Genomic DNA, 14483 nt, shown 5'->3' on the forward strand with positions numbered 1-14483 from the left:
TTCTACTGATATTATGGTTTCGCCTCAAGATAAGCCCATCAGCAGTGTGTTGAAATAATTTCACTCTTATCTCGGTCATAGATAAAGAAATAAATAAGGGAATGACAGTGACAGAAACGACATTTCAAGAACCCTCATGGCTCAGATTAGGCTTTTTCCTTGGCGTATTATTGCTTTGTGCCATTTGGGAAAACAAATTGCCTAGAAAAACACTGACCGCTTCGCGCAGGTTTCGCTGGGTCAATAACTTGTCATTGGTCGCTTTTAACAGCCTAGTTATTGCTTTAATCATGCCTATCGCCGCCTTTCAAGCTGCGGTCATAGCTCAGGAGCAACAATGGGGGCTGCTGAATATTCTGTCCCTCCCCGATTGGTTAAACATTTTTCTAACCGTCATTTTGCTTGATTTCGTCATTTACGCTCAGCATGTTGTCTTTCATCATGTAAAGCCGCTGTGGAAGATTCACAGAATGCATCACGCCGATCTCGACATAGACGTCACTACAGGCGCACGCTTTCATCCCTTCGAAATAATCATTTCAATGGGAGTAAAAATTGCAGCCGTGTTTATCTTAGGTGTTTCACCTATCGGAATTGTGGTATTTGAAATTGTGCTTAATGCGAGCGCGATGTTTAATCACAGTAATGCAAAACTGGCTTTATCTATGGACCAAAAACTGCGAAACGTCATCGTTACACCAGACATGCATCGCGTGCACCATTCAGTGATAGTAAAAGAGACCCACTCAAACTTTGGTTTTTTCCTTTCAGTTTGGGACCGCTTTTTTGGGACATACCGAGCTCAGCCTAAGTTGGGTCATGAAGATGTTGTTATTGGTGTGCCGGAAATTAGAGACGAAGAAGAGCAAAGATTAGATAAGCTTTTAACGCAGCCCTTTCGCTACAATAAAGAGAAGAAGTAATGGTTGAAAAAATATTGTTGGATGAAGTATGTCAACAAAACGAATAGACCAAGCCTAAACCCCTGTTAAACACTACTTCATCCTCATGATGTGTAAGAACAGATTAGTTTTCTGCTAGCTGACGCTTTTTGTTTAACTGAGTAATACCAACAAATAAACCAACAACACCAAGCACTGCACATGCCAAAGCATTGGTGTTCATTACTTGCTGTGCCTCCATTGAGCTGTATAGAAAAGCAAGGCTGAAGAAAGTGGTGGCAAAGCTCAAACCTGTCAGTACGCTGAAACCAGCAAAACTGGCCAAGTCTTTAAAATCGTTCATAACGAGTCCCTGTTTACAATCCTTAATCGAGTGTTGTGAAAATAATAATTAACGAAATATTTGGCGTGATTGACTATGTTTTCGCGCATTCCATAACCAGATAGATACCCCAAATGAGAACCCTAAAAACAGTGTCTTCATTTGTAGGGCGACGTTGTTATCTAATATTTCTAATGTATAGTGAGCGTGGGAACTAAAGATAACATTGGTTATAAGAATCAATAACATAACAACTAGGCCAGAGCGGCGATGCTTGACCAATAGATACGCTGCTAATAAGTCCAATAGTCCCAAAGCGCTCCAATACATATTCAACCAGCGTGGCGCAAAATCGTAAGGTAAAAAGCCACCAACAATGTTGTCATAAAGATGAACCACTCCGCCAACTGTCATAAAAAGGCATAAGAGAAACACGACGAATTTATCCATTACCGTTTCCTTATCTGAATGAATGAGCAAAGCATATAGAAGTCACTTAAACATTTGTAATCTCATCGCCATTTTTGAGATCGACAGTGCCATTATCAACACGATGAGAACAGTAACGGCTGCTCTACCTTCTTTATTTGCTTCTAGTAGAAGCATAGTGTTTACTGTGGCGTTTCGCCCAAATCCGCCAATGCAATGACAGAATCCTCCTTTAAATCACGCCTTGGTTTATCAACTCTCGTACCTTTTCCAGCCCGCGCTGAAACACAGTATGTGCATTCGCGGGAAGGCCGCTCTCGACATCGTGCCAGAAGAACGCGAAATCATGTCCGCCATCGTCTTGCGTATGAAACAGCCATGAATTAGCGAGGTCAGCACACTCACACAAAACAAAATGCCACACTTGATTTTGAAAGCCACTATCCCATGAGCATAAATATCGTGCGGAACGAACATGTGTGATACCAGACTCCTCAGCGAGCTCCCGCTTGGCTGCTATGATGTAACTTTCATCAAACACTTCGACAGTGCCCTTGACGAGCTGAACACCCGCCAACGGATGTTTAAAAAGTAGGATCTCTTGATTTTGATTACGTAGAACGACGGGGCAAACTTTATCGATCACAAAACCACTCCTTATGCTTCAAGCAAAAGGCTTTAGCTTTCTCTGGATATAAAGAAATCGCATGAAGCTGCATGATTCATTCCTTTGAATTCTAGCGACATTCTAGTCAACGAGTCCCTCGAACAAAGCATTAACATCACGTTGTGATAACTAAACCCTTTAGAAATGAACGAGATGAGATGTAACTCACTTTTGCAATGCAAATAGGAGCCATTGAATGGGTAGCCGTAACAAAAAAGCAGAACCGAGGTTCTGCTTTTAGTCGGTGGAAACATCTCATTTACTCGGTCTGATGAAGCTCATACTTGTGCAGCATTGCTTGCTGGTGCCCAGCAATTTCCGCCACTTGCTCAGAACTCTCAACCATAGACTCAAGCTGCAGCTTTGTGCGTTCGCCAAGATCAGAAATATGTGTGATGGATTGAGATACATCTGCCGTCGCTCGTTCTTGTTCTTCTGTAGCAACTGAGATTTGCTCAACACGTTCTTGAATGTGCTTAACCGCGAGGTTGATATCAGAAAATGTCGATTTCACTTCATTGCTGGACTGTAGCGCGTGGGTCATTTCTTCTCTTGAATCATTAACTGCTTGGCGCGAACGCTCTGCGGCAGTAATAAGCTCGCTCATCATTTCTCGGATGTTCGTAGTTTGTTGAGAGGTATCACTTGCAAGTTTGCGAACTTCATCAGCGACAACCGCAAATCCACGCCCTTGCTCACCAGCACGGGCAGCCTCTATTGCCGCGTTGAGAGCAAGTAAGTTGGTGTTGTCCGCGATCCCACTGATCATATCCACCATTTCACGAATCTGTTTAACACGCTGGTCTAGCTCTAACATTGACTGTTCATTTACATCCAAAGAGCTTTCTAATGACTCCAAACGTTCGCGGTTTTGTTCCACGACTTGAACCCCTTTTTCAGTGTGTTGGGTTGCAAGGAGCGAGTCCTGTGAAGATGCATTTGTCACCATTGCTATTTCACGAATAGAGGCTTCAAGCTCCGTTATGGTCGTGATCATACTCGACAACGCTTCATTTTGTGTTGCCAACCCATCACTTGTTTGTTCGGCTGCACTGTGACTTACTTCTGCCGTCTGATAAAGCGTTTCACAATTGCGCGTCACCGTTTGAATGGAGTCATGTGTGGAATCGATTACTTGATTCAACTTTCGTGCTACTTCTTTCAGCTCATAGGGGCCGACTTCTTCTGCCTTGTCACGAAAATCATGTTCGGTAAGTGCTGAAAGACGCGTTAGTACATTCCTTAATCCTCGGTTTGTCCATGACTTAAGACTAAACCAAGTAACCAGAATAATAAAAGAAATCACACACGCCGCAAACACGAGCACAACGCTCACCGATTCAATGGTCTCGTTGACCACCCGCTCTTTTTCATCGATCAACTGACCAGCGGTTTGGGAGATTTGATCAAGTAACCGCATGGTTTCATCCGCAAGCATCGAAGCCTGTTTAAACTCTGAACGTTGCAATTCCCCTTGTTCTAGTTTGGCGAGGATCAAACGCAGCACGCCCTTTTCACTAAAGCCTTGTTTCACCATCTCATATGGTGCGGTTAAGCTTGCATATTCACTTACTTCAGGATGGAAAGATTGGAAGTCTTCATAGGCGAGTTTAATACCTGCTATGCGATTTCGCATTTCTCGGTATTCTTTTTCGGCTTTGTTTAATTCTGAGTGCATCATCATGACTAAGAACGTACTTTCCATTGAGCTTGCAGAAGCAATGAAACGGTTAGCGGCATCGCTCGACTCAGGATTATCAGCACTAAGAAACGAACTGATTCGATTCATTTCCGGACCGATAGAGCTAAGCCCATAGCGAAACCCACCAACAGCGGCATCAATATCCATTTGAATTTGTATCACCGAAGATTGCTTCAACAAAATGGACTGCGTGATGTTATGTAAACGCGCTAGTTTGGTGTCTAACTCCTCCGAGAGTTGCTGAGCTACACCAGACGCTTCCACAACCAAAGTTGTGCTTTGAGTTGCAAGAGAGTCGATTTGCTCTTTTATGAGAGGCAACTCTTTCGGCTCAGTAATCTGCATACCATGGTTGAGTAGCTTAACCATCTCCAATACATTCCTGGTTAACTTTGCGTTTGCCATCGCGATTGGTAATGCTTTTTGCGACAAGTCTTCAAATTGTTCCCCTACCTGTTCCATTCCTTTGAAACTTGAGACAGAAAGGGCTATAACAAGAGCAATGATAGTTAAAAATGTTGCACTGACAGCCTGAATCAGTGAAAGTGATGTGCGTGAGCGTTTTCGCTTTGCCATAATCAATTTTTATTCTTTCTTAAGGTTGAATCGGTTCTGCAGTGATTCCGTCACATTTGTGAGACAAAACCGTGATTTGCAGCCCATACTATGGATTGGTTATGACACTAATATTTCAGTTGTGAGTCATAGAGATGACAGGTGGTGATTTGCGTCGAGTATATTTTCCTTTGATAATCAGTGTGCTACTAAGCGCCTGCTCTTCTGGGCCTGAGCCTAGTGAGCAAGCACAAGTGACAACACCTACAAATCAGCTATTGTCGGACAACCCTGACTTGTTCGACTTTTACACAGAGTGGCACGGCACGCCTTATCGCTTAGGCGGGACACAGAAATCTGGAATTGATTGCTCAGCATTTGTACAAAAAGCGTTTATTGAGGCTTATCAGCTCTCGTTACCAAGGACAACGAAGCAGCAATCAAAGCAAGGTGTGGAGTTAAGTTGGACGGATGCCAAGCAAGGGGATCTAGTGTTTTTTAAAACAAGACGTACAACTTATCATGTCGGAATTTACTTGGGTAACAAGCAGTTCATGCATGCATCGACGTCTAGAGGTGTGATTATTTCAAGAATCGACAACCCATACTGGGCATCTAAGTTTTGGCAAATAAGAAGAGTTACAATGTAACTCCTCTCACTCTTTAACCGGACATTGCTGTAAGTTAAAACAATATCAGTCGTAAGTCGCAACAGCATTATCGAACAGATTTTTGACCAGAGCGATGTATTCATCAAGGAACGTGATCTGTTCATTGGTCGCTTTTTTATGCCATACCCCAGCCAATATCTCACCAAGATCTTCAACAACTGCATCAGCCTCTTTCAACAATTTGAAGCGTACGCTCGAGTGAAGTTCTGGATTTTGCTCAAAAATCGCCATGATGTTTGAAGCCACCATATCGGTGACAACATCTTCGATGCTTTCGGATCCAGTGTCGCCAATTTCGGTCGTAAAAATATCTAGATTTAGAGACAAGTGCTCGATAAGAGCGAGATATCCATCGGTTTCTAAAACCACTGTTTTTCTCCGTTTATTGCAAGCCTTCGAAGCTGAAAGCAGAATAGTTTCAATAGTAAGACATGCCGAGAAAATTTCATTAACTTATTTCATATTAACAAACATTCACGAACCAACTGGATGATTTTCAAACAATTGAGCTTTGCTTCACTGAATTCGGATACAGGGTTTCTTCAAACCTTTTTATATTTCAGTCATTTTCGTGCAAACAGGTTTGGTTACGACCATTTTCTTTTGCACGATACAGCGCAGCATCGGCACTCTTTAACCATTGAGTGTGAGTTTCAAAATAAGGCTTATACTCGCAAACACCAATACTTATCGTGTAATTAATCAAAAAATCTTCCACTTTCACGATCTCTTGCTCAATTCTTTTGCGCAAACGCTCTGCGAAATAGCAAGCTTGCTCCTGGTTTGTGTGAGGAAGTAGTACCGTAAACTCTTCACCACCAAAACGACCGCAGATGTCACTGCTCCTTGCTGTTTTTCTCAACAAGGCAGAGGTTCGACGAATGACTTCGTCCCCTGTCGGGTGACCATAAGTATCATTCACCTTCTTAAAGTGGTCGATATCGAATATTACTAATGAGCATGGTCCGTCGATAACTTTTAAGTGAGCAAACTCATCTTTCAATGATTGCTCCCAATAAGCGCGATTAAATAAACCTGTTAAACCATCTTTGCGACTGATTTCCGACAAATGTTGATTTGTTTCTTTCAAATGAATGCGATTTCTCGCAGTTTCAGAAACATCATTGACTTGAATCGCTATGTGGCTGACCTCTCCTGAAAGCCCAATTAACGGCGTGATCACGATATCTTGATACATAAAATCACTGCTGTTTGAAACCGGAGAAAAATTGTTGAACTTAAAAAGGTACGGTCGGTTTTCCCAGCTAGAAAAAGAACGAGTTTCCAGATCGGCGGCAGCTTTTATCTTGGTTTCTAGCCAAGTTCTTGGCAGCTCTTCAAAATGCTCAAATAAACATTCACCAAGAATTTCTTGTGATAGAACGCCACTGTATGACTGCATAAAACTGTTCCACACACACACTTTATACTCTTGATCCAAAACAATAAGCCCTGAATCCATCGTATCGAGAATTTGTGTGACCCAATGAAAGTCTGCTATGTCCAGCGTGATATCGGACATTAGATTAGCTCCATGATTTCATAGATTATTTCTACGGATGGCTTATCAATTAAAAACAGTACCTCGCACTCGAAATCGAGCGCTTCTGCCATGTAGGTGTATTCGATAGTAAAGAGCTCGCCCAACTCGCCTTGCTCTTCACAATAAGGTGTTAAGGTATCCACAATGCCTGGCTGACGAAGTGAGAATTGCTTGTCGAGTTGATCGCCTAACGACGTGAGAAATGACGAAACCAGTAGGTTAGAGATATTCAAGATGATTTCATTATGAGGCGTAAACTCAAGGAGGTAACCTAATTTTTCCCCAATCTGATTGATATCCCTACCACGTAAGCACACCAGTGCCTCTCCGTGAATACCACCACCGACAAACCTCTGCGCTACCGCAACGGAACTGTCACGCCCAACCACATCAACCAGTGTCATATGAAGCTCGCCGTAGGACAACGGTCCAACATGAGGAACAGGAAGTTGTATGAACTCATGTAAATGGTCGGCCATAATCGCAGCCCCTTTACCAAGGGCAATGTTCGCAATTTCACGGAATTTGGCTAGTAAGGAAAGCTCTTCGCAACCCTGGTTTTTAGAATCAACCGAATGACGAGGTTTGAACGCATAATGCAGCCCTAATTGTTCGTATAGTGGGAGCACCTGCTCTTCTGTCAGAGGCTTAGCGATAAAAGCTTGAGCACCAAGATCGAGACAGCGCTGTTTTGCCTCTTGTTGAACATCTCCAGAAATAATGACGATTTTGGTCGGGTACTGACTAACAGGTAATGATTCGAGGACCTCAAAACCATCCATTATGGGCATCGTTAAATCGAGAAACAAAATATCGATATTTTGCTCAGCAAGAATATTAAGCGCCTCATAACCATCTTGCGCTTCAATAAGATGCAATGATGTATCTTGTACGATAGAACGCGCAATAAGCTTTCTTGCAACAGCTGAGTCATCACATATCAGTATTTTCATGCCACCAATGGAACTAACGTCAAAAAAATCATAATACCTGTTGTAAACGTTCATCTCCATATGCTAAGCCAACAAATCAGAGGCTTATAAGCGATTTGATTCACATTTATACAAATTGACTACACTAAGAGGAAGGTTTCTTTACTAAGTATGCTCAACATAGCGCCAACTCCCTGCTATTTATCCTAAACTATTGGTGGTCAAATAGATTCGCGAGGTTTTGTATGTGGCAAGCAATATCGCAACAGCTTTCTGATACTTTATTGTTCGATTACCAGATCACGGAAAAAGTAAGGCTGTCTGGTGGGGATATCAGTGAAAGCTACATGATCAATGATGGCGAGCAACGTTATTTTGTGAAAATTAACGATCGCGAGTTTTTGTCTAAATTTGAGGTAGAAGCTGAAAGCCTGCATCTTTTGCGTGAAACATCCACCCTATTTGTACCTGAGGTGGTATTGGTTGGTAAAACCAAAAATGCCTCATTCCTAATTCTTAACTACCTTCCAACGAAACCATTAGAAGATGGTCCCAACAGCTTTAAATTTGGGCAACAATTAGCTCACCTACACCAGTGGGGCGAGCAAAAAGAGTTTGGTTTTGATACCGACAACTATCTCGGTTCGACTCTACAGCCCAACAAATGGCACAAGAAATGGTGTGTATTCTTTGCTGAGCAACGTATAGGATGGCAATTACAGCTCCTTAAAGAAAAAGGCGTCACCTTGGTTGATATCGATGACTTTATCGATGTCGTAAAACAGCGGCTAGCAAACCATGCTCTGGAACCTTCTTTGTTGCATGGCGATTTATGGAATGGAAATACGGCACTCACTGCATTCGGTCCTATCTGTTACGATCCTGCGTGCTATTGGGGGGACAGGGAGTGTGATATTGCGATGACAGAGCTTTTTGGTGGATTTCAACCAGAATTTTATCAAGGCTACGAATCGGTTATGCCACTTTCTTCAAGCTATGAAGAGCGTAAAGATATCTATAACCTTTACCATGTTCTCAACCATTGTAATTTGTTTGGCGGCCATTACTTGGAACAGGCTCAACTGGTTATTAATAAAATCATTTCTTATTAATTTGGAAGCCACTGCATATTTCAAGATGTAAAATCTCGAGGCACATCACTACAGAAGATCACCCTAAGCTCAAGGTTGAGTTTGGGGTCAAGTTTTGTACTTATTTCGACTCAATTAGCAACAACTCGACCTAATATCAAAGGAGACTTAACTTTGGATTGTGCCTATTTTCCTTGTAGGCAAAGTAAGTAAAGGGCTGTACTTCCTTGATGAATAGTGTGTTTAAAAGCCCTGCGAGATTAGGAGTTGTTGTATGAAAAATTATACCGAAAGGTATGTAAAGTGCCCGCATTGCGGACACTCTATCGGCATTACATTGGATGCAAGTAATGGTGACCAAGAGTTTTATGATGATTGCCCAGCTTGTTGCCACGCTATCCACCTAAATATGCGAGTGGATGAGTTACAAGATAAGGTCGAACTATTTATCGATGACAATTACGAATAACAGCTCGAGCATGTGAACATCAGAAATATAAAAACGCTTAAATGAAAAAGGAGCACTAGGCTCCTTTTTCTCATTCTAAAGCTGTTTTGCTGCAAGAACGCGCTCAACAGTATCAACAATTGCTTGAGTCTGAGGATCAAACTCAATATTAACACGCTCCCCTACTTGTCTCACTCCGAAAAGCGTTCGCTGCAAGGTTTCTGGAATTAGGTGTACTGAAAAACGACACGCTTCAACTTCACCAATAGTTAGCGAGCAGCCATCTAAACCAATGTAACCTTTCGCTAATACATATTTCATTGATTCTTGCGGCAGTTGGAACCAAATCGTGCGGTTATTGGGCGTATCGATGATATCGACAATATCTGCCGTTAAACTAATATGACCAGACATGCTATGCCCGCCTATTTCGTCACCAAACTTAGCCGCGCGCTCAATGTTTATGCTATCCCCTTCCACCAGCTGACCTAAATTAGTAAGAGCCAATGTCGCTTGCATTAAATCAAAACTGATAAGGTTGCCTTCGATCTTAGTCACAGTTAGACAACATCCGTTGTGTGCAACGGATGCACCAATTTCTAACCCTTTACAAAGTTCATCGCTTAACTCGACAACGTGCGTTTGAAAGCGTTCTTTTTTATCAATTTTAACGACCTTCGCCGTACCCTGAACTATTCCTGTAAACATTTCTTTTTACCTATTGATTTCATACCAACTGTAGTTGAAGACTAAGCCTTAAACACTGCGCTACGGGCCGGAAATAAAGACCGCAGACGATAAAGCAACGGCTTAATGAACACTGGTTTGTTCTCATGCATGTTTCAACATTACCATGATTCGCTGCTGTTCTCAGTAAAAGCGTATCCTTAGCGTGGAGAGCGTCCAGTCAGTGTTATCGACTATTCACTACCTAGCTATGGAATATAAACATACAATTGTTTATCATTTGCGCGGAGTTTCTCCGAGGCATTTTTTCACCTTATCGTGACTAAAATCAACCATCAGATCCGTTCACCACATCTTTTGCCCTCGAGTACTCTCATTCTTTCAACTTATTGTTCCGCTCTGGAGTATTTTTCGTGCATCGCTATAAAGAAGAAGCATCAAGTCTTATCAAATTGGCGACCCCGGTATTGATCGCATCTGTCGCTCAAACTGGTATGGGGTTTGTTGATACCGTAATGGCTGGCGGCGTTAGCGCCACCGACATGGCTGCGGTTTCTGTCGCTTCAAGTATTTGGCTACCATCCATTTTGTTTGGGGTGGGTTTATTAATGGCATTGGTCCCTGTTGTCGCACAGTTAAATGGCTCTGGTCGTCGAGTGAAAATCCCGTTTGAAATTCAGCAAGGCGTCGTTTTGGCATTGCTGATCAGTGTGCCGATAATTGCAGTCCTGCTTCAAACCCAGTTTATTCTCGGGCTGATGGATGTTGAAGCACTGATGGCTGAAAAAACGGTGGGATATATTCATGCCGTTATATTAGCAGTACCCGCTTTTTTACTTTTCCAAACGCTTAGAAGCTTTACGGATGGTATGTCATTGACGAAACCGGCAATGGTTATTGGCTTTATCGGTTTGCTGCTCAACATTCCTCTAAACTGGATTTTCGTGTACGGCAAGTTTGGTGCACCTGAATTAGGCGGTGTTGGCTGTGGTGTAGCAACCACGATTGTTTACTGGGTCATGTTTGCCATGCTATTGCTGTACGTGATGACATCAGAGCGATTGAAAAGCATCAACCTATTTGGAGAATGGCATCGCCCACAATGGAAAGCGCAAGTTCGTCTATTCAAGCTCGGCTTTCCTGTTGCTGCAGCGCTGTTTTTTGAAGTGACACTGTTTGCTGTTGTTGCACTGCTCGTTTCACCACTGGGTCCTATCATTGTGGCAGCGCATCAAGTCGCGATTAACTTCTCCTCGTTGGTATTTATGCTACCAATGAGTATTGGTGCAGCAGTAAGCATTCGTGTCGGCCATCGACTTGGTGAAGAAAACGTAGATGGCGCGCGCGTAGCGTCACGAGTCGGCATTATGGTTGGTCTAGCATTGTCCGTTCTCACAGCGATTTTAACCGTCTTGTCTCGTGAGTGGATCGCCGAGCTTTATACTAGCAACCCAGAGGTCATCACTCTAGCGATGCACCTGCTCGTGTTTGCCGCTGTTTATCAATGTACGGATGCGGTTCAAGTGATCGCAGCTGGTGCATTACGCGGCTATAAAGACATGCGAGCCATCTTCAACCGTACTTTTATTGCTTATTGGATTCTTGGGCTCCCAATTGGTTACGTCCTTGGCCGTACAGACTGGATTGTTGAGCCAATGGGAGCACAAGGCTTCTGGCTTGGTTTTATCATCGGCCTATCTTCTGCTGCCTTTATGTTAGGCGTCAGAATGCGTTGGATGCATCGCCAAGAGCCAGAAGTGCAATTGAACTTTTCAGTTCAATAAAAAGTAAAAAAAGCCAGCATCCGCTGGCTTTTTTGATCGAATAATCACACGGTTGAGTATACTTATAACAAGATTACAAAGCGGTTGATTTTGCTCTCTAGACAACGGATACGAAGTTAGAAAAAAGGATATTTGTGCGGTCTATTTTATTGTTCTTAATCTTGATTCTTAATGGTTGTGATAACTGGTTCAATCCAGAGAACGCCATGTTTGATAAGTATCATCAACGTGTAGCCAATGTATTGGACGTTCCTGCTATTCCAATAACATTACAGTCTACGGTAACGATTCCTGCGAAACGCGTTTTGTTCGAGCCATTGCCAAGGCTATCTATTGGCCTGCTAGAGAGCTATCAATTACGACAGTGCGGACTCTTTAATTTACTTGCCGAGAAAAACTCACAACTTGGAAAGGTGCAGGATGCCTTTCATGATTTTGATTATCAAACTGCCCTTTTAAGAGTCATGAATCGATGTTTATCCGAATTTCCACTTAGCGATGAAGAACGCGCGACATTGACAGAGCTTTACTCAACCAAGTGGCAACATTTAGACATTCATCTCGACAACTTACTACTCGTAAGTAATGCCATGCAAAAGCAACTAACAGCATCTGATTGGCTATCTCAAAATACGACGAATGATATTGCACGCATTAACGATGTCTATCGTATTTTCAGCGAAATGTATGATTTACCCCACCGCGCGGTCTCACGTCTACCCGATGTGGAAGTTACGCAATATCAAGAAGAGTTAGAGAAATCTCGTTTACTCGGACGACTTTACTATTCAATGGTAAACACATCCCTTTGGTTAAAAGCGACAACTCAGCTACTTGAACAGAACCAGAGCAATGTATTGTGCGGGCCGAACAGAGACACCACTCAGTTCCGCTACTTAAGAAATGTCTTTCAATCCATTTACGTTGAAGAAGTGCAACCTTATTTGGCTTATTTAGACAGTACCTATCAACAACTTAATGATGGTGCCACTTTGGTGGAGAACCGTATGCAACTCCATGGTCACCAGTATGGCATCATTGAGGCACATAGGACATTTAGGCAAGAAACCCTAAACCACGTTCAGTTTTGGCAGGGTCTCTTCAAACGATGTGGCGTAACCGTTGGCAACTAGTAAGTGCAGAGCGTTCTATTCCTTCAACCTTTCACGCAAGAATCGAGCAAAACGTGGTTTACCAGTATGTGTAAAACCGTTATATCTAAATGTAATGGTTGAACCAATTTTCGGAGGCTGGCGACGTACTTCATCGGTAAATCCGCTACCGATGTAAAACTCAATGCCATTTGGTAAGCGAACTAACATTGCTCCCATCATACCTAATAAGCGCCCTGTTCCTGGCTTATAACCCACAACTAACGCTTCATCATCTGCGTATCGTTTTAGTTTAAGCAAATCACTACCGCGTCCAGCCTGATAGCGGCTTGATACCTTCCGCAACATCACCCCTTCACCGTCGGATATTGAAATTTTATCCAACTGTGTAAACAGATGAGCTTCATTTTGAATCGCTCGGTGCTCGACATATTTGATATGAGGCTGGTCGACTTCAAGCACTAAGTCTTTGATGTTGTAATAACGCTTCCGATAATCACCAGCGGAATATGGCATATCAAAGATCATAAAGTCGATGTGTCGCCAAGCAGACTCTACAGGAGTTTTATCTAACACCGTTTGCTGAACAAGATGGAAATTACCTCTCCCAGCCCAAAGTTCACCGTCCAACGGATAATCAGGCAAAGGTCCTGTAAACCAATCTGGGGCGTAGATTCGATTACCATTTCTCGTCACGAGATGTTGCCCAGTCCAATAAGCGCGAACACCATCAAGTTTTTCGCTATACCAATATTCAGACACATCAATGCCATCCTGATAGCTTTGTGCAAGAGAAACTGGTGGTGCGAGAGACGTATCCGCTTGAAGCTGTGAAGACGCTGCCATAACAGCCAGCGCAATTAATGTCATTTTTAATGGCATAAGAAGACCTTGTACAAAAAATCGCCTTTATTGAAACGTAAGTCCTCTCGATGACCTATTTATTACTAGTCATTCTTCGACTCATAACAATCAGCATTAGTAATAATTTGCAAAGATAATCATAAACTTTAGACAGGTTTTGCATTTAGTCGTTACACGTTATTCACGTAAGGCGGATGGTTCGTCAATCGAGTTGGAATCTAATCATGACGAGCCCCCAGCTCTAACGACTTCTTTCGGCTCAAAACCTCTTATAAGCAAACCATTTCTCTGTGCGTTTTTGATTCTCAATTTGAGAATCAGTCCTTTCTCAAATTGAACAATATCATTAACAATATTTAACTATTTGATTTTTAATTAATTTCAAATTGGCACGTTACCTGCTCTATATCCAATTAGAAAAACAAACGGAGACAGAGTCATGGAACTACGCAAACTAGAAATCAATCAAGACAAGTTAGCCATTGAGTTTTTTGGTGACTTAGATGCAAGCGGCTGTCGACAAGCACAACATCACATTGATGAGGTAATTCACAACAATCATCACAAAGAAGTCGAAATTAACCTACAGCACGTCCAATTTCTTGATTCTTCAGGGATTGGTGCCATTGTTTACTTATATAAGCGTCTAGTTGAACGTGAAAGAAGCATGAGTATTGAAAACGTATCAGGCCAACCTTTAGAAATCATGAGCTTGCTTCGTATCAACCATGCCATTCCCGTTAACTCAAAAGAACACTAAAAATACCGGTTTAA

Annotated in this window: 16 protein-coding genes; 7 read left to right on the top strand and 9 right to left on the bottom strand. The window is 42.4% G+C overall.

Going from position 1 to position 14483, the window contains the following annotated elements; genetic code table 11:
• The first annotated feature begins 107 nt into the window (after nucleotides 1-107).
• Nucleotides 108-923, top strand: coding sequence for a sterol desaturase family protein (locus NL626_RS00525; protein WP_025766660.1), 816 nt, complete (start codon nucleotides 108-110; stop codon nucleotides 921-923).
• Nucleotides 924-1026: 103 nt separating this feature from the next.
• Here NL626_RS00525 and NL626_RS00530 read toward each other — a convergent pair whose 3' ends face one another.
• From NL626_RS00530 to NL626_RS00545, 4 genes are all read right to left on the bottom strand, one after another.
• Entirely contained in the window at nucleotides 1027-1245 is a 219-nt protein-coding gene (locus NL626_RS00530) for a hypothetical protein (RefSeq protein WP_054579285.1), read from the bottom strand.
• 48 nt (nucleotides 1246-1293) lie between these two features.
• Nucleotides 1294-1674 carry a hypothetical protein gene (locus tag NL626_RS00535; protein ID WP_005377611.1) on the bottom strand — a complete coding sequence of 127 codons (381 nt, stop codon included), beginning with the start codon at nucleotides 1672-1674 and terminating at the stop codon, nucleotides 1294-1296.
• Between the two features lie 211 nt (nucleotides 1675-1885).
• On the bottom strand, nucleotides 1886-2299 hold the full coding sequence (locus NL626_RS00540) for an NUDIX domain-containing protein (protein WP_053307087.1): 414 nt from the start codon (nucleotides 2297-2299) through the stop codon (nucleotides 1886-1888).
• Between the two features lie 280 nt (nucleotides 2300-2579).
• A complete protein-coding gene (locus tag NL626_RS00545) occupies nucleotides 2580-4598 on the bottom strand; it encodes a methyl-accepting chemotaxis protein (protein ID WP_213969925.1) in 2019 nt (672 codons plus the stop codon).
• 134 nt (nucleotides 4599-4732) lie between these two features.
• Between NL626_RS00545 and NL626_RS00550 the strand changes: the two genes are divergently transcribed.
• A complete protein-coding gene (locus NL626_RS00550) occupies nucleotides 4733-5227 on the top strand; it encodes an NlpC/P60 family protein (protein ID WP_025998640.1) in 495 nt (164 codons plus the stop codon).
• A gap of 45 nt (nucleotides 5228-5272) precedes the next feature.
• Here the strand turns inward: NL626_RS00550 and NL626_RS00555 are convergent, their stop codons facing one another.
• The 3 genes from NL626_RS00555 to NL626_RS00565 all read right to left on the bottom strand — a co-directional run bounded on the left by NL626_RS00555 (nucleotide 5273) and on the right by NL626_RS00565 (nucleotide 7744).
• Nucleotides 5273-5617: a DUF3802 family protein gene (locus NL626_RS00555; RefSeq protein ID WP_005377620.1), complete on the bottom strand. Its 345-nt coding sequence runs from the start codon at nucleotides 5615-5617 to the stop codon at nucleotides 5273-5275.
• A 190-nt stretch (nucleotides 5618-5807) separates the two neighbouring features.
• On the bottom strand, nucleotides 5808-6770 hold the full coding sequence (locus tag NL626_RS00560; protein WP_025766666.1) for a GGDEF domain-containing protein: 963 nt from the start codon (nucleotides 6768-6770) through the stop codon (nucleotides 5808-5810).
• The gene (locus NL626_RS00565; protein ID WP_161441590.1) at nucleotides 6770-7744 is read right to left on the bottom strand and encodes a response regulator; all 975 of its coding nucleotides are present in this window, start codon (nucleotides 7742-7744) and stop codon (nucleotides 6770-6772) included. The genes NL626_RS00560 and NL626_RS00565 overlap by 1 nt, the downstream gene beginning before the upstream one ends.
• 224 nt (nucleotides 7745-7968) lie before the next feature.
• Here NL626_RS00565 and NL626_RS00570 point away from each other — a divergent pair, with 224 nt between their 5' ends.
• Together NL626_RS00570 and NL626_RS00575 are read left to right on the top strand one after the other, a co-directional pair.
• Entirely contained in the window at nucleotides 7969-8835 is an 867-nt protein-coding gene (locus NL626_RS00570; RefSeq protein WP_005389548.1) for a fructosamine kinase family protein, read from the top strand.
• Nucleotides 8836-9088: 253 nt separating this feature from the next.
• Nucleotides 9089-9283, top strand: coding sequence for a CPXCG motif-containing cysteine-rich protein (locus NL626_RS00575; RefSeq protein WP_017634925.1), 195 nt, complete (start codon nucleotides 9089-9091; stop codon nucleotides 9281-9283).
• 75 nt (nucleotides 9284-9358) lie between these two features.
• Here the strand turns inward: NL626_RS00575 and NL626_RS00580 are convergent, their stop codons facing one another.
• Nucleotides 9359-9970, bottom strand: a complete 612-nt coding sequence (locus tag NL626_RS00580) for a riboflavin synthase subunit alpha (protein WP_158156367.1) — start codon at nucleotides 9968-9970, stop codon at nucleotides 9359-9361.
• Between the two features lie 392 nt (nucleotides 9971-10362).
• On the opposite strand from NL626_RS00580, the gene NL626_RS00585 reads away from it, so the two are divergent.
• A complete protein-coding gene (locus NL626_RS00585; protein ID WP_005377626.1) occupies nucleotides 10363-11733 on the top strand; it encodes an MATE family efflux transporter in 1371 nt (456 codons plus the stop codon).
• Nucleotides 11734-11867: 134 nt separating this feature from the next.
• Entirely contained in the window at nucleotides 11868-12866 is a 999-nt protein-coding gene (locus NL626_RS00590) for a DUF3080 domain-containing protein (protein ID WP_253656887.1), read from the top strand.
• A gap of 15 nt (nucleotides 12867-12881) precedes the next feature.
• Here NL626_RS00590 and NL626_RS00595 read toward each other — a convergent pair whose 3' ends face one another.
• Nucleotides 12882-13727 carry a DNA ligase gene (locus tag NL626_RS00595; protein WP_086046755.1) on the bottom strand — a complete coding sequence of 282 codons (846 nt, stop codon included), beginning with the start codon at nucleotides 13725-13727 and terminating at the stop codon, nucleotides 12882-12884.
• A gap of 421 nt (nucleotides 13728-14148) precedes the next feature.
• Between NL626_RS00595 and NL626_RS00600 the strand changes: the two genes are divergently transcribed.
• Nucleotides 14149-14469, top strand: a complete 321-nt coding sequence (locus NL626_RS00600; RefSeq protein ID WP_213896321.1) for an STAS domain-containing protein — start codon at nucleotides 14149-14151, stop codon at nucleotides 14467-14469.
• The last annotated feature ends 14 nt before the right edge of the window (nucleotides 14470-14483 follow it).

The sequence above is a fragment of the Vibrio sp. Y58_MX_L22 genome (genome assembly GCF_024181865.1).
In the GTDB taxonomy this organism is placed as follows: domain Bacteria; phylum Pseudomonadota; class Gammaproteobacteria; order Enterobacterales; family Vibrionaceae; genus Vibrio; species Vibrio alginolyticus.

Excerpts from the sequence above, each read along its gene's own strand:
- NL626_RS00545 (WP_213969925.1), bottom strand. The coding sequence starts at position 4,598 with ATGGCAAAGCGAAAACGCTCACGCACATCACTTTCACTGATTCAGGCT.
- NL626_RS00570 (WP_005389548.1), top strand. The coding sequence starts at position 7,969 with ATGTGGCAAGCAATATCGCAACAGCTTTCTGATACTTTATTGTTCGAT.
- NL626_RS00535 (WP_005377611.1), bottom strand. The coding sequence starts at position 1,674 with ATGGATAAATTCGTCGTGTTTCTCTTATGCCTTTTTATGACAGTTGGC.
- NL626_RS00550 (WP_025998640.1), top strand. The coding sequence starts at position 4,733 with ATGACAGGTGGTGATTTGCGTCGAGTATATTTTCCTTTGATAATCAGT.
- NL626_RS00560 (WP_025766666.1), bottom strand. The coding sequence starts at position 6,770 with ATGTCCGATATCACGCTGGACATAGCAGACTTTCATTGGGTCACACAA.
- NL626_RS00575 (WP_017634925.1), top strand. The coding sequence starts at position 9,089 with ATGAAAAATTATACCGAAAGGTATGTAAAGTGCCCGCATTGCGGACAC.
- NL626_RS00565 (WP_161441590.1), bottom strand. The coding sequence starts at position 7,744 with ATGAAAATACTGATATGTGATGACTCAGCTGTTGCAAGAAAGCTTATT.
- NL626_RS00600 (WP_213896321.1), top strand. The coding sequence starts at position 14,149 with ATGGAACTACGCAAACTAGAAATCAATCAAGACAAGTTAGCCATTGAG.
- NL626_RS00580 (WP_158156367.1), bottom strand. The coding sequence starts at position 9,970 with ATGTTTACAGGAATAGTTCAGGGTACGGCGAAGGTCGTTAAAATTGAT.
- NL626_RS00595 (WP_086046755.1), bottom strand. The coding sequence starts at position 13,727 with ATGCCATTAAAAATGACATTAATTGCGCTGGCTGTTATGGCAGCGTCT.
- NL626_RS00530 (WP_054579285.1), bottom strand. The coding sequence starts at position 1,245 with ATGAACGATTTTAAAGACTTGGCCAGTTTTGCTGGTTTCAGCGTACTG.